Raw genomic sequence first — 21003 nt, 5'->3', positions numbered from 1 at the left:
AGGAGGATTTTTTTATGACAATGACCGTATCAAAGCGATGGCTGTCTCTCTTTCTCGTTATGGTACTTGTGCTGGGACTATTCAGCCCCATGACAGTGGCCTATGCCGCAGAGACCGGTAGCACCGCCCCCACCGATGTGAAGGTGCAATACAACAATGACGATGATTGGCTAGGCAAATATTACTCGGACAATCTCAAAAGCAACGTCAATATCCGCACCATCCGCAGTACCTATACCTACGGTGGTGAATCCGTCAGTAGCTACGCATTTTGCCTAGAGCATGGTGACGGGCTGGACGAGGACGACACCTATACCTATGTTGAAGAACGCACCAACTATGCCGCCGCCCCTTTTATTGCCTTTATGCTGACAGGGGCTAGGGTGAGTGGTTGGTCTGATGCGACAATCCAATCTGTGCAGGGTTGGGTCAACGCTGTGGTCTGGTTGACCGAAGCAGGGATATTTACTGACCCCACCGACCCCGACCAGATTACCATGGCAGCAGAGGAACGAGTGGCCGCCCTCACCAAAGTATTCCCAAGTACCGAACACACGTTGGAGGCATCCATCGAACTGCTGGAAATGATCGTTTCTGGCTATAACAAGGGCGACTACGGCAAATGGAGTTTCTATGTCTACGAGACCAACAATTCCGTCAATCAGAATTTAATGATTGCTGATTACACACTGGAAGAAAATTTATACTGGGGCTACGTCCAGCTCAATAAGACAGACGAAAGTGGCTCCCCTTTGAGTGGTGCCGAATTTACCGTTTATGAGGGCACCACTGCACTGGCTACCATGACCACCAATTCCGCAGGCTATGCTGTGTCTGGTGCGCTTTCGTTATCCAGTGCATCTACCACCCTCACCGTAGTGGAGACCAAGGCACCCACTGGCTACACCGCCAGCACCCAGACCTACACCGTCAGTGTATCCAGCGAGACCAACAACAGCGCATCCACAGCGGCATGGGTCAACAATGGCAGTGCCATCACCAACACAAAAATTGAAATTCCCACTGAATACATCATCCTCAAACTGGATGAAGCCACTGGGGAACCTCTGGCTGGGGCCACCTTCCGTTTGAAAGAAGTTGAAAGTAGCCTAACCTATGACCTTGTGACCAACGAGGACGGTGTGATTGAGCTCCAGTGGCTCGACAGCTCCGAGGACAATTATATTGCGCCTGGCACCTACACCGTCACTGAGACCTCACCCCCTGCTGGGTACTCGCTCTCCGATGCGACTGTGGAGACCATCACCTTTGAGCGTATTTGGAACAGCGACACAGAGCAATGGGAGCAGAACGATGCAGGGCAATTTGTATATGAAAACCCCAAGAAAAACACCATTAAATTCACCAAGATTGATGCGGATGGTAGCGTTATCAACGGTGGCACCTTTGAAATTTACAAAGACGGCACTTTGATTTCCACAGAAACCGCAGGCACCATCATTCTCGATGATTTGGAAACTGGCTACTACATCTTTAAAGAGGTTGCCGCCCCCAGTGGATATGTCATGTCTAGCAATCCTTACGTCGGCGTGTATGTGGATGTTGAGGACGTGAACACCGACACCTACTATCTATCCATGATTAACTACGACTATCCCGATATTCAAATTAGAAAGTCTGACCCAACTGGATTGGGGCTGTCTGGTGCCATCTTTGATGTGAAAATTGATGGCACCAGCATCGGGCAAGTTACCACCAATTCCATCGGCGTGGCGTCTATCAGCTATGCCCAGTATGGCGAATATTTGAGCAGTGCCAACGATAGTTGGACTGTCACCGTAACTGAGGTGCAGGCTCCAGAGGGATATTTGATGAGCGATACCAACGTCATCACCGCTGAAATTCAAAAGGGCCAGACCCTTGCGACATTGGAATTTGTGAATGACCCAATCCCCGAAATCCAGATTGCTAAAATCGACTCTGCTACTGGCCTACCCTTGGCTGGTGCGGAATTTGCGGTCTATATTGACGGCACCCAAATTGGCACTTACTACTCCGATGAGGATGGCATTGTGTCCCTCAACTACAATGACTACGGCAACCACCTCGACCTCACTGCCAACAGCTGGGTTATCAAAGTCATCGAAACAGATGCACCGTCTGGGTATAGCATCAGCGATGTTGACGAGCAGGAGTTAACCGTCGTCCGTGGACAGACTGTGGCCTCCTTCACATTCGGAGATTACGAGTATCCCCAAATTGAAATCTACAAGACCGATGCGGATACCAACCGTGCGTTGGCTGGCTCGTTGTTCAAAGTTAGCATTGACACACAGGTGATGGGTTATTTCATCACTGGCTCTGATGGTAAAATCACCATTTCCTACGCAGATTACTACGAATATTTGGGTGTCACCACCGACAATGAATGGGTGGTAGAAGTAGAGGAAATCCGTGCCCCCAGTGGTTATCTCTTAAATGCAGATAATACACAGACGGCAATCCTCAACCGTAACCAAGGGCTCGTCAGCTTTGCCTTCTCCAACTACGCCGCCCCCACCATCCAAATTGAAAAACTGGATTCTAGCAACGATAACCAGCCCATCTCTGGTGCAGTCTTTGAGGTGCGATTGGACACCGCTTCCCTTGGCAGTTTTTCCACTGACGAAAATGGCCTAATCACATTGACTTACGAGGATTATGGCATTTATCTTGACCAGTCCAAGACTTCATGGACGGTGACAGCCACCGAGTTGTCCGCCCCCGATGGGTATTTAATGAGCGACATTACCACCCTCTCTAACGAAATGATTTTGGGGCAGAAACTTTGCTCCTTCACTTTTACGAACGCAGAGTATCCTGCCATCATCGTGGAAAAGCGCAGTTCAACTACCAATGAATTGCTGGAGGGTGCCACATTTGATGTAACCATTGATGCTACCCACATTGGCAGTTGGACAACAGATGAGAACGGTCAATTCACCATCACCTATGACCAGTACGGTGGATATCTGGGCAACGACACCAATGACGGCTGGACGGTATATGTCACCGAAACCCAGTCGCCCGATGGATACCATGATGCCGAAATTGACACCCAGCAAGCCCAGATGTATTATGGGCAGTCGCTGACTCCTTTTGTCTTTGTGAACGTGCCACGCTCTGACCTGTTAATCACCAAAACCGACAGTCTCGATGGTACCCCTCTGGAGGGTGTAACCTTCGAGGTCAGTCGAGATACCACCAGTATTGGCACTTTCAAAACGGACAGCAATGGTGAAATTCTCATCGAGGACTTGGAGATTGGCACCTACACTGTTACTGAGGTGGACACTATCTATGGGTATGTGTTAAATGACACCCCCCAGACGGTAGAGGTAGCTATGGATGATAACATCTTCCTCTACACTCTTGACTTTGAGAATGACCGCCAGCCCACGTTGACTGTCAATAAAATCGATAGCATTACTGGCGATCCCATTCTTGGGGCACTGTTCTCTGTGACTTACCAGAGTAGCAAGACCAGTACAGGTGAGGAACAAAACCTCGGTATCTACTATACGGATGCCGATGGACAATTCGAGTTACTGGCACTGGACGAAGGTTGGTACACCGTGACCGAGCTTGAGCCAGCGGCAGGATACTCTCTTGCCGAACCTCTGGTGCAGGAACTCCATCTGTCTGGCAATGAAAATGCCGAGATGACCTTCGAAAACATCCCCCTCTCTGCTATCGTCATTTGGAAACGAGATGCGGAGGACTCCTCCATCGTTCTGGCTGGTGCAGAGTTTGAAATCAGCTATCTCAGCGGTACCAGCGGTACTGGCGGCACAGTCATTGGTCGCTACACCACCTCCGCCAACGGTTCCGTCACCGTCACAGGACTAGAGCCCGGCACCTACGTCATTGAGGAAGTGGTGGCACCCTCTGGCTACGAGTTGAATACCGCCACCCAGACCGTCTACATCTCTGGCGATGAACAGGCTGTGGTGACGGTGGACTTCCGCAACTATAAAATGGCGGATTTGGTGATTATGAAGCAGGACTCTGTCACAGGAGAAATGCTCTCTGGTGCCAAGTTCAAGGTCACCTATTCCGATGGCACCGTGGTGGGCAACTCCAATGGCTACTACACTACGGATGCCAATGGTCTCATCACCATCAGTGAACTGGAGCATAACGCAACGGTCATTGTGCAGGAGGTCACCGCCCCCGATGGCTACCTTCTTGACGAGACACCCCAGACCATCCAGCTCTCGCAGGGGGACGCCTATGTGCTGACCTTTGAAAACGACCCCATGGGTGGGCTGCGGATCACCAAGACGGATGCTGAAGATGGTGACCGCATCTCTGGTGTGAAGTTTGAAATCAGCCACATGAACGGTGAATTGATTGGCACCTACACCACTGACTCTAACGGCAGAATCTACCTCACTGGGCTAGAAAACGGCTGGTACACTGTGGTGGAAACCCAAGCAGCGGATGGATATATCCTCGACGACACCCCCTATAATGTAGAGGTCACCGCAGGAGAAACCGCTACCCTCACCATCGAAAATAGCCAGATGTCCAACATCCTTATCCGCAAAGTGGACAGCGAAACTGGCGAGGGGCTGTACGGTGCCGTGTTCATGGTCTACGACTCTAGCAACAATCCCATCGGCGAATACACCAGTGACCACAGGGGCTACGTCTACATCGACGACATTCCCGATGGTCGCTACAAAATCCGTGAGATCACCGCACCAGAGGGTTACATCCTCGACAGCGAGTACAAAACCGTCACCGTCCGCTATGGGTATAGCCCCGAAATCCTCTGGGAGAACACCCCCATCTTAGGACAAATTCAGATTATCAAAACATCCGCAGACTACAACTCCACCAACGGCCTTGCCGCTGGCACCCTCCTAGAAGGTGCGGTATTCGAGATTTACAACCGCAGTGGCACACTGGTGGACACCATCGTCTCTGGTAGCAACGGTCTGGCAGTGTCTGAGCCACTCCCTCTGGGCACCTACTATATCCGTGAAATTCAAGCCCCCGACAACTACTCCATCAGCACAGAAACGGTCACCGTCTATCTGGAATATGAGGGTCAGATTGCCCGTGTGTCCATCACCAACGATAGCCTAACCACTGGGGTGTCCATCGCCAAGACTGGCCCTTATGAAGTGATGGCAGGACAACCCATCCGCTACACCTTCTCTGGCATCGCCAACACCTCTAGCGTGAGTTTGAATAACTTCTATTGGCGAGATTATCTCCCTTGGGAGTTCGTGCTGCAGACCGTCACCACTGGCACTTACAACTTCACTGGCACCTATAAAATCGTATACCGTGTCAATGACGGCGATTATCTGGTGTTGGCAGATAACCTGTCCACCCTACAAAACTATGAGTTGCTGGCAAGCCCAGAAGCCTTGGGCTTGGGTAGCGACCAGCGAGTGACGGAGATTATGTTTGTCTTCGGACAGGCGCCCGCTGGCTTCACCCAGACCACCGCCCCCAGTCTCTACGGCACCGTCAACAGCGCCGCCACAGGTGGCACCAGCTTCACCAACGTGGCAGAAGTAGGCGGTCTCTACGATGACCAATGGATTCAGAATGTCAGCCGCTGGGTGACCTCGGTGTATGGCTTGCCCGTGACGCTACCTCGTACTGGGTATTGAGTGAATAGCCCCCTGTCGAATGAACACTTCCAATTCGGCAGAGGGTGTGGTATGATGAAAACAATAACACACTTATCAATGAATACAAATGTGATAGAAAGAGAGGGTTGAAATGAGGGAAAAGTGCTTCGCTTTGCGCTGTTTAGCTGCGGTATTCATTGTTGCCTTTATCGCAACTACGATATTATATTTAGTCGACTTTTCATTAGTAATTCCTCCGTTAGTTTTTGAATCCCTTTTAAGTATCTGCCCTTTATCCTTTTGGAAAAGATTGCTCTTGTTTCTGCAATTGATTTTCGGAGGGTTGTTGACAAGTTGTTTGCTGACAGTAATTATTTATGGTGTTGAATATCGAGTTAAAAAAAGACAAGCTATTGAACGCTACGTTCAAGAAACACAGGTATTTCTAAAACTTTTTTACAACTTGAAAATTTTCGACCCCAAATATGGGGCGGAATTAATAATCGATTGTTTTCACGAGGAATTGAAGAACGAATACAAACGAGCAGAACGAGAAGAAATAGGCCGATTGTTAAATCATACCACTGAAGATACAAGCTCATACAGAGAGTACCATGAATCCTTCGATAAATTAAACACATTATTACATGCTAATTCAGAAAATAGTTATGACGATTTATCTTCTGACGAAATAAAAACAATTCAAGAAACGTCTACCGAAAAGGTTATATGTAATTACAGGAAATTAGTTGAAAATCTGTTCGGAGAATATATGGAAATTCATTTACACTCTGTGCTGGAATTAGGCAATGCATTCGCTGATATTAGTTATTTTACTGGGAATCGAAAAGTGCATGAAGATGCCCAGTTTATACTAAATGAGGTGAATCGAACAAAGAAATGTCTGTCAAATTTGAGCTATCACCTAGAGTTATACCTTAGTACAGAAAGCAAAAATTTAGCAGTTGTCACAAAAATGTTATATGATGCGCAGAAGGAACTATTCCAGTACCAATTACCTTTGACACCGAATAGTTCGTTTGTTGAAAATGTTCCTAATGTTTATTACAACACTCGATTTATTTCAAATATAAACGATGCACTACAACGACTCTTAAATGATGTGTACGGATCCAAACATACGAAAACCAACCATATTGATTCGAAATAGTATCTCGAAGATTATATTCCGAATAACACCCCCCAACCGCCCCGTGCTTCCTCGTGAAGCACGGGGCCTTTTTCTATTCTAACAACAAAAAGGAGACCAAAACTATGTTAAAAATCACTGCACTGGGCAACCTCACTGGCGATGTTGTCCTCAAGACCAATGAGACCACTGGCAAGCATTATGCTACCCTCCGCATTGCATCGGATCACCGATACAAGGACAAAGATGGCAACCCCTACACCGATTTTATTTCTGCCAAGGTTTACGGCAGGCTGGCAGAGCTGTGCGCCCAGTATGCTTACAAGGGCTGCAAGCTGTTGGTCGTTGGCGACTTCGAGACCATCCAGATTGAGGGTTCCAACACCCCTGCTTTTCTTGTGAAAGCTAATCAGGTGGAGTTCCTCTCTCGTCGTCCTGTGGAGGAGTCTACTGAATGAGAAACACAGGAACCGAGTACACCAGCGACCAGCAAACCCCTGTCATTCTGGATGAAATGCGAGACTTTCTCCCTGCGCTGAGTGAAGAATCCCTGTCTGCCCTCACTGCCGATATTCAGCAGAACGGCTGCTACGCACCCATCATCGTCAACCAAGACATGGTGATTGTGGACGGACACAACCGCCAGAGCATCTGCACCGAACTGGGCATCCCCTACAAGCTGGTGGTGTTTGAGTTTTCCGACTTGCTGGAAGCCAAGGAATGGGCGTTGGAGACCCAGAAGGGTCGCCGCAATCTGGAGATGTGGGAACTGGGCAAGATTGCCCTGAAACTTCGGCCCGACATTGAAGCGAGGGCAAAAGAGAATATGTCACTCGGCGGTCAAGGCGAGTTTAAGGAAGGGTTGGCAACGTTGCCAACCCTTCCTCTTGGTAGCACCAGAAAAGAACTGGCTGATTCCGTAGGTATTGGCGAACGCACCATGGGCAAAGTCATGAAGATTGATGACTCTGCTCCACAGGTCATTCGAGATGCCCTCGACAACAAGGAAATCTCCATCAACCGTGCCTATCAGATGTTGCGTGAGCTGGAAAAACTGCCAGAGGACCAGCGTGAACAGGCTGCGCAGGATTACATGATTTTAGAGCGTGGCAAGGACGAACTGGCAGAGAGCGACCGCCAGATCAATGAGGCCACTAAAATTGCGAAGATTTTCATCAAAGCCTTCGAGATGGCCATTGACCTAAAGCCTACCGAGCAGACTGTACGCCACTGGGTGGATTGTTGTCGCATGACCCCCGATGAGATGGAACTGGGCGCAACCGAAGCCGATGAGGTTGCAGAGAAATTCCTCACCATCTCGAAAATTCTCCGTGAAACCATCATCCCAACCGATTGGAGGAACCAATATGATAGAGACAAGACACTATCAGAAACCGAACCTACCCCCAGCTGCTGAGTGCGAAATTTTGGAGCGACTGTCTGAAGATTTCAGCATTAGCTCAGAGGAAATTGCACAAATTCTCAAGCGCCATGATGTCTCTGGCGACCCAGAAGCCCTTCAGCACAGCTATCGCAAACGACTAGGCCAACGGCTGATGGCCAGCTTCCGAGATGAGGGTGGGAGCAGAGCGCTCCTCTCCTCTGGGCGCACCTATGTGGTACTGGACTGTTGCAATGACCAGAATGTCCTGCAAAAAATCGATAAGCGACTGAGCGTGGAGATGGCAGGGCTGGACAATTCCATCTATCAAGTGAAAAAGAGAATGGGTCGCCTAAATCGATTCAAAATGCCCAGATTGGAGGAATTAGCATGAGCGAAGAATATACCGAACTGAAGCTATACAGTCCCCTCACTGGCGACTACACCCGTGACCAGCCCCTGTTCGAGGAGGACTACGAGGAGGGCTATGACTACGACCAGCCAGAGGAGTTGGATGCCGAGGATTTGGCAAACTTCCAAGAAGAAATTGAGGCACGCATCGCCAAAGAACCCATGTATGACGACAATGGGCGAGGGTTGATGGCATACTACCACGGTTTAGAAAGCGTGGATGACAAAGTCCACTCCATCCATCCTACGGTGGAAACCATCGACGGCAAGCTCTACGGCGTGACAGTGTGCAAGCTGAAAGCAGAGCTGACCCGTGAGGAACTGTCTGCCCTGAAAGAATATTGCGCTGGACAATATTCTGACGGCTGGGGCGAGGGCTTCGAACAGCGAGACATCGACTGTGGGGATGGCTCTTTCTGTGTCCATTTCTGGCAGTGGAAGGACTTCAAAATCCAGACCAAAGAGGAGTTTGAGGTGGATTGTCTCCCCAAGCGCACCCCACATACCCCCAAGCGAGGAGGGGATGCACGATGAGCGACACCATCACCATTGGCATTGACCATGGCTATGCCGCCATGAAAACCACCCACTGCACTTTCCCCAGTGGGCTCACCGCCTATGACCACGAGCCATACACCCAGAAGGATGTCCTTGAAATCGGTGGAAAATATTATGTGGTAGGCAGTAGCCGAGGTGGGCTCCAAAAAGATAAAACAGCTACAGAGGACTACTACCTCCTTACCCTCGCTGCCATCGCCAAGGAACTGACCTTCCGTGGGTGTGACCCCACCGCCACTGTCCATCTCGCCGCAGGATTGCCCCTCACCAGCTTTGGTCGAGATAAGGAGTCCTTCAAGCACTATCTGCTACGAGATGGGAAAGCTGTCTTTTATCGTTATGAAGGGGTCAGCTATGCCATTACCATCAGCGAGGTGAGCCTGTTTCCGCAGGGCTATTCCGCCATCCTCACCCAGAGCAGTCTGTTGGATGAACCCTCTGTCATTGTTGCCGACATTGGTGGCTGGACGGTGGATCTTATGCGACTGGACAACCGCATCCCCAACGCTGCTACCTGTCGTAGCTTGGAGTTGGGGATGATTTCTTGTCTGGATGAGATTGCCGAACAGGTGCGTCGCAACCTTGGACTGTCTCTCACCACCGCCCAGATGGAGTATGCCCTCCGTGGCGAAGGGGGGCATTTGACCCCAGACACCCAGAAAATCATCCAGACGGAAGCTGGCAAGTACATTCAAAAGCTATTGTCTGCCATCGCAGAGACGGGCTTGGATGCCCGTGCCATGCCCATCGTATTCCTCGGTGGCGGTGCCAACCTCCTCAAACGCCACTTGCCCCCAGTGTCGCCCCTGTGTCAGCCCATCATCCTCGATGACGTGGCGTTAAACGCAAAGGGTTATGAACGGCTTGTGGGGCAGATGTCGAGGGCTGTGGGCAATGGCAAATAGACAGCGATTGAACCTCTCCCTGAACCTCCGCAACCCTCGCCACCGCAAGGTCTGGGAAACCCTGTCTGCCATTCCCCAAGGTCAGCGCACGGAGTTGGTGTGCTCTTTGATTTTGAAGGAAGAAAACACCGTTCCAGAGGATTTGTTACGGAAGATTATCCGTGAGGAGTTGGCAACACTGCAATATCCAATCAACCAAATACCCGAACCCAAGGCCGAGGACGTCAGCGATGATGTCCTCGGCTTTTTGCGTTCTCTTTAGAAAGGGGGAAATTTATCTGATACGTTATTTTGATATGTTCGCAGGGATAGGCGGCTTTCGCTCTGGCCTAACCCGTGTAGGTGATTTCCAGTGTGTGGGCCACTGCGAAATTGACAAGTATGCCCACGCAAGCTATACCGCAATCCATGACATAAAGGAGGGTGAGCGATATTACCCAGATGCACGACAAATCGACCCCAATGAACTCCCAGACTTTGACCTGCTCTGTGGAGGATTCCCCTGCCAAGCCTTTTCTCAAGCTGGTAAACGACAGGGCTTCGAAGATGCCAGAGGCACTCTGTTCTTTGAAATTGCCCGTGTGGTTAAAGCCAAACGACCTCCATTTCTGCTGCTCGAAAATGTTCCCGGATTGCTATCGCATGACCAAGGCCGCACGTTTACTACCATCCTCAATGCGCTATCGGACTTGGGGTATCATGTGGAATGGACAGTGCTTAACAGCAAACATTTTGGAGTGCCCCAGTCAAGAAAGCGGGTGTTCCTTATCTGCTATCTTGATTCCCGATGCGCCGGAAAAATACTTCCTGTCTTCGGCACAGGTGGCAAAGCTCTTGTACAACTCGTCGCAGGTCGGCAGGGCAACCGAGTCTACGACCCCGACGGCGTAGCCTGTACCCAGACTTGTAGCTCTGGTGGTATGGGTGGAAAAACAGGCTTTTATCTGGTGGGTATCAATCGCCGTGAGGGGTTGACCCAGCCCAAGGATACCGCCACCACCCTCACTACCAAGGCATTCCGTGGTATCAACCGAAATGCCACTCAGAACGCTGTGTTGGTTGAGCCACTGCCCATCAAAGAAGCTACCAAGAAAGGCTATAAAAATGCCCTGCCCGGTGACTCTGTGAACTTGGGCTACGCAGGAAGCAACACCCGACGTGGCAGAGTGGGCAAGGACATTGCCCACACCCTCGACACTGGCAGTAGCACCCAAGGAGTGGTACAGGGCGGTGGTCGTATCCGCCGCCTTATGCCCCGTGAATGTCTGCGACTGCAGGGGTTTGAGGAAAGCCAGATTGACAAAATCCTCGCCATCCAGTCGGACACACAGGTCTACAAACAAGCTGGTAACAGCGTGACGGTGAACGTGATTGAAGCCATTGGGCGCAACATCCGCACCACTTGGGAGGAAGTCTATGGTAGGAATTAAAGACCAGTGCTTCGGCGTAGAGGTGGAGCTGACAGGCATTACCCGTGAGCAAGCCGCCAAGACGCTGGGGGAATACTTCGGCACCACGCCCATCCATGTGGGTGGTGTGTATGACAAGTGGGAAATCCCTGATGAACATGGGGAGAAGTGGACCATCATGTACGATAGCAGCATCCGTGCTGAACGCAAGACAGAGACTGGCTATGTAGCCACGGATGTCAATGCGTTCAAAGTGGAATTCGTCACCCCAAAGCTGACTTATGACAAACTGCCCATCATGCAGGAGTGTGTCAGACAACTCCGCAGAGCTGGTGGCAAAGTGAATTCTTCCTGTGGCATCCATGTCCATGTGGATGGTGCCAACCACAACCGCCAGTCACTTAAAAACCTCATTGGGCTGATGTATTCAAAAGAGGATATTCTCTTCAAAGCCTTACAGGTCAACGAGGGCAGGGCTTCACGTTGGTGCCAGAAGGTGCGAGAACCCATGCTGGTGCAGGCGCGCAAGCTATCTTCGGATGAGACCAAGAACCTCACACAGCTAGAAAGTGTGTGGTACGAGGGCAACAACGGAAGTCATGAGCATTACAACCATACTCGCTATTATGCGTTAAATTTACATTCTATCTTCTTCCGTGGCACAGTGGAATGGCGGTGCTTCAACTCCACCCTCCATGCTGGCAAGGTGGCGGCCTACGTCAATCTCTGCCTCGCCATCTCCGCCCAAGCCATCGCCCAGCGGTCTACCGTCATGCGGAAAACCCAGAGTGAAAACGAAGCCTTCACCTTCCGAGTCTGGTTGGTGCGACTGGGGCTGAACGGCGATGAATTTAAGAACACACGCAACCACCTTCTAGAACACCTCGACGGAGACAGAGCGTGGCGATATGACAAAAGCAATTACGATGCAAATAAAAAGAAAACCAAAAACAAATCGGAGGAACGATGATGAAAAAATCCATGCACATTCAAGTTGACAACAACCACTTCTACGGCACCGCCGTAGAGATTTTGGGGCAGATGCGAGGGTTGCAGTTTGATCCCACGGAGTACCCCGACGACGAAACCTACCTCTGGCAGTTGCAAGCCAATTACATCCGCTTTGTGGGGCAGGAATGCCCCATTCCAAAAGGCGATTTGGAGACACAGGCCGTTGCCATGTTCCGTCGCTTAGAGGGCATCGGTGCCTTGCGATTTATGGAGGAAAACGATGTCTAATATCTACTACTTCGCCTACGGTAGCAACATCAACCTAGACCAGATGGCGTACCGTTGCCCCAATGCCGAGCCACGGATGGCGGTGACTTTGGACGGCTATGAGCTGCTGTTCCGCAGAGGTGGCTTTGCCACCATCGCCCCTAAAGAGGGCGCACAGGTGCAGGGTCTCATCTGGAAGTTGACCCCTCAGTGTGTGGCATCGCTGGATGGCTACGAGGGCTACCCCCGTTTCTATGACAAGCAAGCTGTGTGGGTGAAAAGTCTGTCTGGGGCGAAAGTCCCCGTGATGACATACGTCATGACGGACGAGCATACCAAAGTCCCCACCATGCCCACGGCCCACTACTATGACGGCATTCTGCAGGGCTATCTGGCAAATGAAATGCCCACCGAAGCCCTGAACGCCGCTGTGGAGCATTGTAAAAAAGAGGTGGCTGAGATGGAGCGCACCCAACCTATTCAAAAGAAAAAAGGAGGTCAACATCATGAGCGATAAAATGACGGTACTGGTGGTAGAGCCCCTCGCCAAACCCTACACCAAGGAAATTGACGTTGATTATAAAGCCATGCAGAAAGAGGTGGGTGGCGCATTCGACGCTGTCTATCCTTTTGAAGATGCTGTGGCAGTTGTGACCCACGGAGAGGGTAAGCTGATTGGCTTGCCCCCCAACCGCTTTTTGCACGACGAGTCTGGCAACGCCTATGACATGATTTGTGGCACCTTCTTGGTCGTAGGACTGGGAGAGGAGGACTTTGTGTCCCTCACCCCAGAACAGCAGGAGAAGTTCTCTAGCCACTTTGCCAAGGGGTGGATCGTTGCCATTCCAAAAGAACCCAAAACCAATCACAAAGGAGCAAAACATCATGAGAGATAACTACATTTTGACCGCCGAGTCGGTCACTGAAGGGCATCCCGACAAGCTGTGCGACACCATTTCGGACAGCGTACTGGATGCCTGTCTACAGAGCGACCCCCACGCACGAGTGGCCTGCGAAACCCTTGCCACTGCTGGCAAAATCGTGGTAGCTGGCGAAATTACCACCAAGGAACTGCCCGATATCCCTGCCATTATTTCCAAAACTGTCTGCGAAACTGGGTATGGTGCTGTGCAGTATGAGATTGAGGTACTGACCCACAATCAGAGCCGAGACATCGCAGGTGCTGTCTCCAAACGCAATGAGACGGGCGCAGGAGATCAGGGCATCATGTATGGCTACGCTTGTAATGAAACCGCCGAGCTGTTGCCCCTGCCTGTGGTGCTTGCCCACCGTCTCACCAAGGCACTGACGCTGAGCCGTGTCCATGGCTACATTGATGGTCTGCGACCCGATGGCAAGGCACAGGTGTCTGTGGAGTATCATGGCGACCAGCCTGTACGAGTGTCTGCAATCGTCCTTTCCTGCCAGCATGATGAGGATGTGGATTTCCATGAGCTGTGCAACACCCTTCGTGAAGATGTGATTGAACCCTCCATCTGGGAGGTGCCAATGGATGCACGCACCCAAATTCTCATCAATCCATCTGGGCGATTTGTGGAGGGTGGCTTTGAAGCGGACACTGGGCTCACTGGTCGCAAGCTGATGGTGGATACCTACGGCGGTCTTGCCCCTCACGGTGGCGGTGCTCTGTCTGGTAAGGACGGTACCAAGGTTGACCGCAGTGGCGCTTATATGGCACGATACATCGCCAAAAATCTGGTGGCAGGGCGACTGGCAGATCGTTGCACTGTCACGCTGGCCTACGCCATCGGCAAGGCAGAGCCTGTGGCGGTGGACATCGACACCCACGGCACTGGCAAGTATTCCGAGCATCTGCTGGAGCGCGCTGTCCGTGCGCTCTTTGACCTGACCCCCGACGGCATGATGGAAACCCTCAAGCTGGATCACCCCATCTTCGCCCAGTTCTGCAACTACGGTCACTTCACCCACGAAGATGCCCCTTGGGAGCAGACCGACTTGGGGATATTGTGGCTGAATATTGCTTCAAAAAAGAGCGTGGCACCTCTGGACGGTAAGGAGTGGTGTGCATGAAAAGTTACTATGAAGATGAACTGCGAAGCATCTTTGAGGGCAACCCCTATTTCACCGATGTACAATTTGAGGGGCATAAATGCCGAGCCAAGGTGACCCCAGAGGTTGAGATTGTGGCTGAATTTTTGTTGGACGTCAACCAACAGCTTGCCTATGGATTAAAGGCACAGGTCATTCGCAAGGGCTTCCGACTGCCCCAAGAAGCACAGCTTCAGTTTTCCGAAGTCCCCACATTAAAGGACACCTTCGGCGCAGGAAAGATTGGCTTTCCTCTTTCTGGGCAGCCACTTCCCAACTGGCCTCGTCGGGCACCCACGCCAGAGCAGTACCAGAGCATCGCCCAAGGGCTACAGGAGAAGGTGCAAGATGTCTATGCGCCGCCCACTCTGCACAAAGTCACCTTTGATGACCTCGCCCCTGCCTCGGAGGTGTTCAACTTCGCTGATGAATTGCTCCAAGGTCGTCCATCCCACAACCATATCAAGCTGACCGCCCACAAGGATGGCAGATATACCGTGGAATTTCAGACCGAGCCTAGCCATGTGATGGCACTGGTGGGAATGTTGGCAGAGAAATATCCCCACGCCCATATCAGCTACCGCTGGGGTACCGCCCCCCATATGCGAGACCAGCAGGAGCGCAATTACCACGGCAGCCGATTGCCCATCGAAGAACACCACGTCAAAGGTGGCACACCCAAAAAGAAGAAAGGGCAGGAACGCTAATCCTGCCAAAATTAAAATGAGGAGGTACTCATGCCAAATCACATCACAAACCAGATTATGTTCGAGAATACCGCCACCCTCTATGCCGTGGCACAGTCCATGCGGCAGGATGGTGCGGTGCTTGGTAGTTTCGACTTTCACAAGCTAGAACCTATGCCACTTTCCCTTGAAATCCAAGAAAGCTCCCAAACAAAAGAAGGGCTTACGCTGTACACCAAATTCATGAAGGAAAGCGCCAAAAGTCGTGACCTGTCTGCGGCACAGCGAATGGCGCACGTTGATAAGTGGCGAGCCGTGCAAAATCGGCTCCCTGCTGTTTGGGAACTGGGCAAACGGGCCTATGAAAATCAGCAGAACCATGGGCACGCCACATGGTATAACTGGGCACTTGCAAATTGGGGCACCAAGTGGAACGCCTACTATCCTGTTCCTCTGGTGGAAGGTTCCAAGAAGATTGAGTTCTCCACTGCTTGGTCTGCCCCCATCCCGATTATCAAAAGACTATCTGAAGTCTATTCAGACCAGAAAATCACCCACCGTTGGGCAGATGAGAATATCGGCTACAACGTGGGCACCTGTGTCTATGAAAATGGTGAGATGATTGATATCGACGTCCCCGAAGGTGGCACTAAGGAAGCCTATGAAATGGCGGCTGACATCCGTGGTTTTGACCTCGCAGATTATGGGCTGTCCCTGTCTAAAGATGGGCGCACCTATGAATATCACGAGCCAAGCGAACCGGTGGCACCGCCCAAAAAGAAGAAAGGACAGGAGCGATGACAAACTTTTTTCAAGAAGAACTGCGCAAGATGTTTGGGGATGGGCGCATCATCCCCAATCCGCACTTTACAGGTCGCTCCTGTCTGGGGCGACTGGACGACAAACTGCGTGTCAAAGTAGAGTTTCGCACTTCTGAAATTTCCACCCAATACGATACCCTTCATGTGGAAATCCTCAGCCCTAGCGAGGGGAAAGTAGACCTCATCCGATTGAAGTTGAAGGAGTTGTTGGGGCAAAAGAAAACCCCTTCCTACCCCAACGGCATCACCCCACATATTTGGGATACGGATGGTAAACCGAACTGGTATTCCTACAAGCCAACCTCTGACGATTATCGCACCATGGGTGAAGCAGTTGGCACCTTCGTGTCTGTGTGGCGACCCAAGGAACAGGAACAGAAACAGAACGCTCCCAAGCTAATCTACATCTGCGCACCCCTCCGTGGTGATGTGGAGAAAAACATCGCCTTTGCCACGGAGAAAGCCAAAGAGGTGTTCCTCGATGGTGATATTCCTGTCTGTCCTCACCTTATGTTCCCACCCATTGCAGACCCCGAAAACGAGATTGAAGATGAACAGGCTCGTCACTTAGGGCTAAAGCTGGTGGAGTCCTGCCAAGCAATCCATGTCTATGGTGCGGAGTGGACGGACGGGATGTGGGCTGAAATCCACCATGCGGAAAAGCAGGGCATCCCCATCTACACTGACCAGACGGAGGTGCCGAGGAGCAGACCTGTTCACCCTCGACAACCTAGCCGATAAAGGAGGACTTTCATGAGTCAGAAACCAAAAATGAACCTCATTGGAGAGGATGGAAACATCTTCTTCATCTTGGGGCGAGCAGGGCAAGCACTGCGACAGGCAGGGCTAGGGCACCAAGTGTCCGAGATGCATGAGCGTGTCAAAGCCAGTGGCGATTACTACAAAGCCCTTGGCATCATCAGCGAGTACGTCGAAACCGAACTAACCCCAAAATCTAAACCAAAGAAAGCGAGAAACACACATGAGCGATAACAACTGGAACATCCTGCAGGGCGATGCCCTCACCATTTTACAGTCCTTCCCCAACGGCACCTTTGATGCCGTCATCACCGACCCTCCCTACGCATCGGGTGGGCGCACCCAGAGTGAGAAGAACCGTTCCACGGCTTCTAAATATTCCAACATGGGCACCAATGCCCCTCCTGCCTTTGATGGGGACGCCAAGGATCAGCGGTCTTGGACTCGTTGGTGTGCCGAGTGGCTTGCGGAGGCTCGTCGAGCATCCAAGCCCGGCGCGCCTGTTTGTATGTTCATCGACTGGCGACAGCTCCCTGCTGCCACCGATGCCCTCCAGTGGGCAGGGTGGATTTGGCGTGGCACTGCTGTGTGGGACAAGGGCAACAGCCGTCCCCAGAAGGGGCGGTTCCGCCAGCAGAGCGAGTACATTGTCTGGGGCTCCAACGGTGATATGCCCATCAGCCGACCTGTCCCTTGTCTGCCCGGCGTGTTCAAGTATGGCAATCCTCAGAAGCGTATCCACCTGACCGAAAAGCCCCTGCAGCTGATGCGTGACGTGGTGAAAATCACCGAAGCTGGCGGTCATATTCTCGACCCCTTTGCAGGCTCTGGCACCACCATCCTCAGTGCTGTGCTGGAGGGCTATGAAGCCACAGGCATCGAACTGTCCGAAACTTATGCACAGATTGCTAGGGATCGGATTGAGCAGGGGCTGAGCGAGGAAAGTTAAGGTTTACTTTCCTTGGAAAATCGGATATACTAAAGGAAAATAAGTACAAAACACATGAAAGGGGGCAGTCACATGACCTTTGACCCAAACACAGGAAAACCTACAGATAGTACCTATCTAGAATGCGGCTTGCCTCCTTATTTAGAGGAAAGCCTCCAAGCTATGAAAGCTTGTTGGGAACGACTGGATAACAACATCGAGGATTTGCGTTGGGACTGCTATTACTGCAGCCTTCAAGCGGATATCAACTCCGCAGAGGTGAACCAAACCATTAGCACTGAGCAAGCATGGTATCTGCGTGAGACGTATTTGCGGATAGAGCGTGAGGTGATATCATGATAGACTTTACCAACTGCCAGCAACGGAAAAAAGCCTATGCTGGTGCCAACGGTAGCAAGCTATCTGTTGTCTATTAAGAGGTCTGTATCACACTATGATACAGGCCAAAACAAGGGGTTCAATGTGACACCCTTGTTCTGCCGAACCCACAAGCAAGGGGTTCAATGTAACCCCTTGTATAGAGCGCCAGATTTCTTCTTTTTAGAAGGGGTCTGGCGTTCTTTTTCTTTGGAAGCCCATAGGAAATGTCAATCAATCAACCGCTTATCGTCCCCCAAATACGCACCGCCCGTGGGCGGTTTCTTTGCAAGCATCGCAAAATGATATCTTTTTGCCGCCTGCAGGGGAAACCCCTGACCCCTATGCCGCCTTCGGGCGGAAAACCTTGGATAGAGAGGAGTACCCGTGAGTAAAAAATACGAATTTTGTATCCGTCTCTCCCCCAGTGAGCAAGAACAGCTTGTGCGGAATGCAACGCTGGCAGGGCTGAGTAAGACAGCCTATCTGCGACGGCTTATTATGGGACATGAAATAAAAGGACGCCCCTCTGGAGAAATCAAAGCCCTCCGCACCGAAGTTCACAAAATCGGCAACAACATAAACCAAATCGCCCGTGGGGTGAACACCAACACGGCAACTGTGGAGGATATTGCCCAGAGTCGCTATCTGATGGAACAGGTCTACCGCCTTATGTATGAAATCGGGAAACCATAATGGCAATCACCAAGATTAAATCTCGTAATAGCAATCTGAAGCAAGCCATCGACTATGCCCTCAACGGCGACAAAACCGACGATTACATTCTCACCTACAGGCACAACTGTGACCCAGACTTTGAGCATCAGCAGATGATGGACACCAAGGCACAATTCAATAAAACAACAGGTCGTCAATGCTACCATATCATTCAGTCCTTCGCCGTGGGTGAGGTCACACCAGAGGTGGCATTGGAGATTGCCAAAGAATTTGTGCAGGAGCATTTACCCAACTACCAAGCGGTCATTGGCACCCATGTAGACAAGGGGCATATCCATTCACACATCGTGTTCAACTCGGTGAACATGGAGACTGGGGAGAAATACCACAGCTCCTACCGCAATTATTATCATCAAATCCGCACCATCTCCGACCGCCTTTGCCGTGAACATGGGCTGTCCGTTATTGAGGATAGTACCTCCACCAAAGCCATGTCCTACATCGAATGGCTACGCCGATCCAAAGGGCAACCCACCTTTCGCTCCATGCTGGAAGCTGACCTCCAAACCGCCATGGCAGATGCCGTGGACTTTGGCAACTTCCTCATGCTCATGGAGCACATGGGTTACGAGGTAAAGCATGGGCAGAACATCGGGTTCCGACTTCGTGGGCAGGATAGATTTCAAAAGCTAGGACGGCGCAATCCCCAGTACACCGAGGAGGGCATCCGTGCCACCATCGAGGGCAACTGGGTGGAGGTGGAGCAGGGGCGAAAACCTGTCACCATCCAACGCCCGCCCTATGTGCCCTACCAGAAGCGCCCCAAATACAAGGGCTTTCTTGCCCTCTATGTCCACTACCTCTATGTGCTAGGCAAGATTGAAAAGCAACAGTATCCGCCCAAGATGACCCCAACGCTGAAAGCATCCATCATGGAGTTTGAACGCTATCGGGAGCAGTTCGCCTTCCTCCGTGACCACAACATCACTACCAAGGAGGAGATGGGGTTGTTCATGGCAAGTACGGAAGAAACCCTCGCCAAGCAGACCAAACACCGCACCATCCTCAATGTGCAAAAGAAACGACGAGCAGATCTGTTCGCCGCCCTCACCGATGTGGAGTCCCTAGCCCCTGCCCAAACCTTGCAGGGCATGGAACAGGAAACGGAGCGATACCGCCAAGCGGTGGTATTGCTGGAGTCTAGCGGTATTCCCACAGAGCAACTCATCCAAGAAAAACAATCCCTATACAGCCAGCTTGCGGATATCAACCGAGACATCCGTGAGACCAGAAAAATCCTTGCCATGTGCAAGGCTATCGAAGAAAATACCCCTCGCATTCAGCGAGAGCTACAACAAATCGAGACCGAAAGAGAGGTGAAAAGCCATGACAACAGGAGGCGGTGAAGCAGCCGACCAGATGGTGCGCATGATGCTCACAGGCAGTGAAGTCACCATCCGACTGGGGGCATCTGCCCTCAAAAACTTAATCGCATTGTCCGTGGCACTTGCCAAGCAAAATAAAACCCTCCACGGCAAAGTGAACATGGCGAAGATACTTCGCCAGACCCGTGACATCCGTGTGTTCCCCATGGATGCCCAGCAGTATAAGCAGTTTCAGCGACAAGCCAAAGGCCAGAAAATCCTCTATTCAGCCATCAAAGACAAGGCGACCGGTGCGGTGGATTTGGTGATGCCAGTGACAGAGCTGGACAGGGCCAACCATATTTTCAATCGCATCCAATACCACGATGTGAAGGACAATCCCTTGGTGCAGGAGGAGCCGACTGCACCAACCCATCAGCGTTCCAATCCAGAGCGTGACGAAACTTTTACCCAAGGCCGCCCAGAGGGAGAGCATCCGCCCTCACCCGACTCAGCCGATACCAGAGTCAACTTAAATACCTCAACCAAAGACAAGGCGGCCCAACGGACCCAGACGACCCATGAGTATCCCTCCATCGTCAGCCGACTGAGAGCCATTCGTGAGCGACAGGCCAGAGAGAAACGAAAGGCACCCCAGAAGCTACCCACCAAGGCAAAACCAAAGGATAGGTGATG

The 21003-nt window shown here is 51.4% G+C and carries 23 protein-coding genes; all 23 read left to right on the top strand.

Annotated features, from left to right (window positions below; translation table 11 throughout):
- Positions 1-14: 14 nt before the first annotated feature.
- The 23 genes from RFF05_RS07280 to RFF05_RS07170 all read left to right on the top strand — a co-directional run bounded on the left by RFF05_RS07280 (position 15) and on the right by RFF05_RS07170 (position 21001).
- Positions 15-5630: a collagen binding domain-containing protein gene (locus RFF05_RS07280; RefSeq protein WP_409969701.1), complete on the top strand. Its 5616-nt coding sequence runs from the start codon at positions 15-17 to the stop codon at positions 5628-5630.
- Positions 5631-5742: 112 nt separating this feature from the next.
- Positions 5743-6762, top strand: coding sequence for a hypothetical protein (locus RFF05_RS07275; protein ID WP_409969700.1), 1020 nt, complete (start codon positions 5743-5745; stop codon positions 6760-6762).
- A 104-nt stretch (positions 6763-6866) separates the two neighbouring features.
- Positions 6867-7199, top strand: coding sequence for a single-stranded DNA-binding protein (locus RFF05_RS07270; protein ID WP_409969699.1), 333 nt, complete (start codon positions 6867-6869; stop codon positions 7197-7199).
- The gene (locus tag RFF05_RS07265; protein ID WP_409969698.1) at positions 7196-8158 is read left to right on the top strand and encodes a ParB N-terminal domain-containing protein; all 963 of its coding nucleotides are present in this window, start codon (positions 7196-7198) and stop codon (positions 8156-8158) included. Before RFF05_RS07270 ends, RFF05_RS07265 begins: the two co-directional genes overlap by 4 nt.
- Entirely contained in the window at positions 8109-8516 is a 408-nt protein-coding gene (locus tag RFF05_RS07260) for a synapsin-1 (Synapsin I) (RefSeq protein WP_409969697.1), read from the top strand. The genes RFF05_RS07265 and RFF05_RS07260 overlap by 50 nt, the downstream gene beginning before the upstream one ends.
- On the top strand, positions 8513-9067 hold the full coding sequence (locus RFF05_RS07255; protein WP_409969696.1) for a hypothetical protein: 555 nt from the start codon (positions 8513-8515) through the stop codon (positions 9065-9067). The genes RFF05_RS07260 and RFF05_RS07255 overlap by 4 nt, the downstream gene beginning before the upstream one ends.
- A complete protein-coding gene (locus RFF05_RS07250; RefSeq protein ID WP_409969695.1) occupies positions 9064-9996 on the top strand; it encodes a plasmid segregation actin-type ATPase ParM in 933 nt (310 codons plus the stop codon). The genes RFF05_RS07255 and RFF05_RS07250 overlap by 4 nt, the downstream gene beginning before the upstream one ends.
- Positions 9986-10258, top strand: a complete 273-nt coding sequence (locus tag RFF05_RS07245; protein ID WP_409969694.1) for a hypothetical protein — start codon at positions 9986-9988, stop codon at positions 10256-10258. The genes RFF05_RS07250 and RFF05_RS07245 overlap by 11 nt, the downstream gene beginning before the upstream one ends.
- A gap of 34 nt (positions 10259-10292) precedes the next feature.
- The gene (gene dcm, locus RFF05_RS07240) at positions 10293-11426 is read left to right on the top strand and encodes a DNA (cytosine-5-)-methyltransferase (RefSeq protein WP_409969693.1); all 1134 of its coding nucleotides are present in this window, start codon (positions 10293-10295) and stop codon (positions 11424-11426) included.
- Complete coding sequence (locus tag RFF05_RS07235) at positions 11413-12375, top strand: amidoligase family protein (RefSeq protein ID WP_409969692.1); 963 nt, start codon at positions 11413-11415, stop codon at positions 12373-12375. Before dcm ends, RFF05_RS07235 begins: the two co-directional genes overlap by 14 nt.
- Positions 12372-12644, top strand: coding sequence for a hypothetical protein (locus RFF05_RS07230; protein ID WP_409969691.1), 273 nt, complete (start codon positions 12372-12374; stop codon positions 12642-12644). The genes RFF05_RS07235 and RFF05_RS07230 overlap by 4 nt, the downstream gene beginning before the upstream one ends.
- Positions 12637-13140, top strand: coding sequence for a gamma-glutamylcyclotransferase family protein (locus RFF05_RS07225; RefSeq protein ID WP_409969690.1), 504 nt, complete (start codon positions 12637-12639; stop codon positions 13138-13140). Before RFF05_RS07230 ends, RFF05_RS07225 begins: the two co-directional genes overlap by 8 nt.
- Complete coding sequence (locus RFF05_RS07220; RefSeq protein WP_409969689.1) at positions 13130-13519, top strand: DUF3846 domain-containing protein; 390 nt, start codon at positions 13130-13132, stop codon at positions 13517-13519. Before RFF05_RS07225 ends, RFF05_RS07220 begins: the two co-directional genes overlap by 11 nt.
- Positions 13509-14675, top strand: coding sequence for a methionine adenosyltransferase (metK, locus tag RFF05_RS07215; protein WP_409969688.1), 1167 nt, complete (start codon positions 13509-13511; stop codon positions 14673-14675). The genes RFF05_RS07220 and metK overlap by 11 nt, the downstream gene beginning before the upstream one ends.
- A complete protein-coding gene (locus tag RFF05_RS07210) occupies positions 14672-15400 on the top strand; it encodes a hypothetical protein (protein ID WP_409969687.1) in 729 nt (242 codons plus the stop codon). The genes metK and RFF05_RS07210 overlap by 4 nt, the downstream gene beginning before the upstream one ends.
- Positions 15401-15430: 30 nt before the next feature.
- On the top strand, positions 15431-16180 hold the full coding sequence (locus tag RFF05_RS07205) for a hypothetical protein (RefSeq protein ID WP_409969686.1): 750 nt from the start codon (positions 15431-15433) through the stop codon (positions 16178-16180).
- Positions 16177-16941 (top strand): hypothetical protein, encoded by a 765-nt coding sequence (locus RFF05_RS07200; RefSeq protein WP_409969685.1) that lies wholly within the window; start codon positions 16177-16179, stop codon positions 16939-16941. The genes RFF05_RS07205 and RFF05_RS07200 overlap by 4 nt, the downstream gene beginning before the upstream one ends.
- Positions 16942-16953: 12 nt before the next feature.
- Positions 16954-17193, top strand: a complete 240-nt coding sequence (locus RFF05_RS07195) for a hypothetical protein (RefSeq protein ID WP_409969684.1) — start codon at positions 16954-16956, stop codon at positions 17191-17193.
- Positions 17183-17908, top strand: coding sequence for a DNA-methyltransferase (locus RFF05_RS07190; RefSeq protein WP_409969683.1), 726 nt, complete (start codon positions 17183-17185; stop codon positions 17906-17908). The genes RFF05_RS07195 and RFF05_RS07190 overlap by 11 nt, the downstream gene beginning before the upstream one ends.
- Positions 17909-17980: 72 nt before the next feature.
- A complete protein-coding gene (locus tag RFF05_RS07185) occupies positions 17981-18247 on the top strand; it encodes a hypothetical protein (RefSeq protein ID WP_409969682.1) in 267 nt (88 codons plus the stop codon).
- Positions 18248-18652: 405 nt separating this feature from the next.
- Positions 18653-18961 (top strand): plasmid mobilization protein, encoded by a 309-nt coding sequence (locus RFF05_RS07180; protein WP_409969681.1) that lies wholly within the window; start codon positions 18653-18655, stop codon positions 18959-18961.
- Positions 18961-20349, top strand: coding sequence for a relaxase/mobilization nuclease domain-containing protein (locus RFF05_RS07175; RefSeq protein ID WP_409969680.1), 1389 nt, complete (start codon positions 18961-18963; stop codon positions 20347-20349). The genes RFF05_RS07180 and RFF05_RS07175 overlap by 1 nt, the downstream gene beginning before the upstream one ends.
- Positions 20330-21001, top strand: a complete 672-nt coding sequence (locus RFF05_RS07170) for a PcfB family protein (protein ID WP_409969679.1) — start codon at positions 20330-20332, stop codon at positions 20999-21001. The genes RFF05_RS07175 and RFF05_RS07170 overlap by 20 nt, the downstream gene beginning before the upstream one ends.
- Positions 21002-21003: the final 2 nt, after the last annotated feature.

The sequence above is a fragment of the Bengtsoniella intestinalis genome (genome assembly GCF_039719005.1).
Classification (GTDB): Bacteria; Bacillota; Clostridia; order Oscillospirales; family Oscillospiraceae; genus Oscillibacter; species Oscillibacter intestinalis.
The sequence above is the reverse complement of the archived record's forward strand: the minus strand, read 5'-3'. Positions and strand labels throughout refer to the sequence as shown.

Coding starts and splice junctions, on each gene's coding strand:
- RFF05_RS07245 (WP_409969694.1), top strand. CDS start 9,986: ATGGCAAATAGACAGCGATTGAACCTCTCCCTGAACCTCCGCAACCCT.
- RFF05_RS07255 (WP_409969696.1), top strand. CDS start 8,513: ATGAGCGAAGAATATACCGAACTGAAGCTATACAGTCCCCTCACTGGC.
- RFF05_RS07275 (WP_409969700.1), top strand. CDS start 5,743: ATGAGGGAAAAGTGCTTCGCTTTGCGCTGTTTAGCTGCGGTATTCATT.
- RFF05_RS07200 (WP_409969685.1), top strand. CDS start 16,177: ATGACAAACTTTTTTCAAGAAGAACTGCGCAAGATGTTTGGGGATGGG.
- RFF05_RS07210 (WP_409969687.1), top strand. CDS start 14,672: ATGAAAAGTTACTATGAAGATGAACTGCGAAGCATCTTTGAGGGCAAC.
- RFF05_RS07280 (WP_409969701.1), top strand. CDS start 15: ATGACAATGACCGTATCAAAGCGATGGCTGTCTCTCTTTCTCGTTATG.
- RFF05_RS07190 (WP_409969683.1), top strand. CDS start 17,183: ATGAGCGATAACAACTGGAACATCCTGCAGGGCGATGCCCTCACCATT.
- RFF05_RS07185 (WP_409969682.1), top strand. CDS start 17,981: ATGACCTTTGACCCAAACACAGGAAAACCTACAGATAGTACCTATCTA.
- RFF05_RS07265 (WP_409969698.1), top strand. CDS start 7,196: ATGAGAAACACAGGAACCGAGTACACCAGCGACCAGCAAACCCCTGTC.
- RFF05_RS07225 (WP_409969690.1), top strand. CDS start 12,637: ATGTCTAATATCTACTACTTCGCCTACGGTAGCAACATCAACCTAGAC.
- dcm (WP_409969693.1), top strand. CDS start 10,293: ATGTTCGCAGGGATAGGCGGCTTTCGCTCTGGCCTAACCCGTGTAGGT.
- RFF05_RS07230 (WP_409969691.1), top strand. CDS start 12,372: ATGATGAAAAAATCCATGCACATTCAAGTTGACAACAACCACTTCTAC.
- RFF05_RS07250 (WP_409969695.1), top strand. CDS start 9,064: ATGAGCGACACCATCACCATTGGCATTGACCATGGCTATGCCGCCATG.
- RFF05_RS07195 (WP_409969684.1), top strand. CDS start 16,954: ATGAGTCAGAAACCAAAAATGAACCTCATTGGAGAGGATGGAAACATC.
- RFF05_RS07175 (WP_409969680.1), top strand. CDS start 18,961: ATGGCAATCACCAAGATTAAATCTCGTAATAGCAATCTGAAGCAAGCC.
- RFF05_RS07235 (WP_409969692.1), top strand. CDS start 11,413: ATGGTAGGAATTAAAGACCAGTGCTTCGGCGTAGAGGTGGAGCTGACA.
- RFF05_RS07260 (WP_409969697.1), top strand. CDS start 8,109: ATGATAGAGACAAGACACTATCAGAAACCGAACCTACCCCCAGCTGCT.
- metK (WP_409969688.1), top strand. CDS start 13,509: ATGAGAGATAACTACATTTTGACCGCCGAGTCGGTCACTGAAGGGCAT.
- RFF05_RS07270 (WP_409969699.1), top strand. CDS start 6,867: ATGTTAAAAATCACTGCACTGGGCAACCTCACTGGCGATGTTGTCCTC.
- RFF05_RS07170 (WP_409969679.1), top strand. CDS start 20,330: ATGACAACAGGAGGCGGTGAAGCAGCCGACCAGATGGTGCGCATGATG.
- RFF05_RS07220 (WP_409969689.1), top strand. CDS start 13,130: ATGAGCGATAAAATGACGGTACTGGTGGTAGAGCCCCTCGCCAAACCC.
- RFF05_RS07205 (WP_409969686.1), top strand. CDS start 15,431: ATGCCAAATCACATCACAAACCAGATTATGTTCGAGAATACCGCCACC.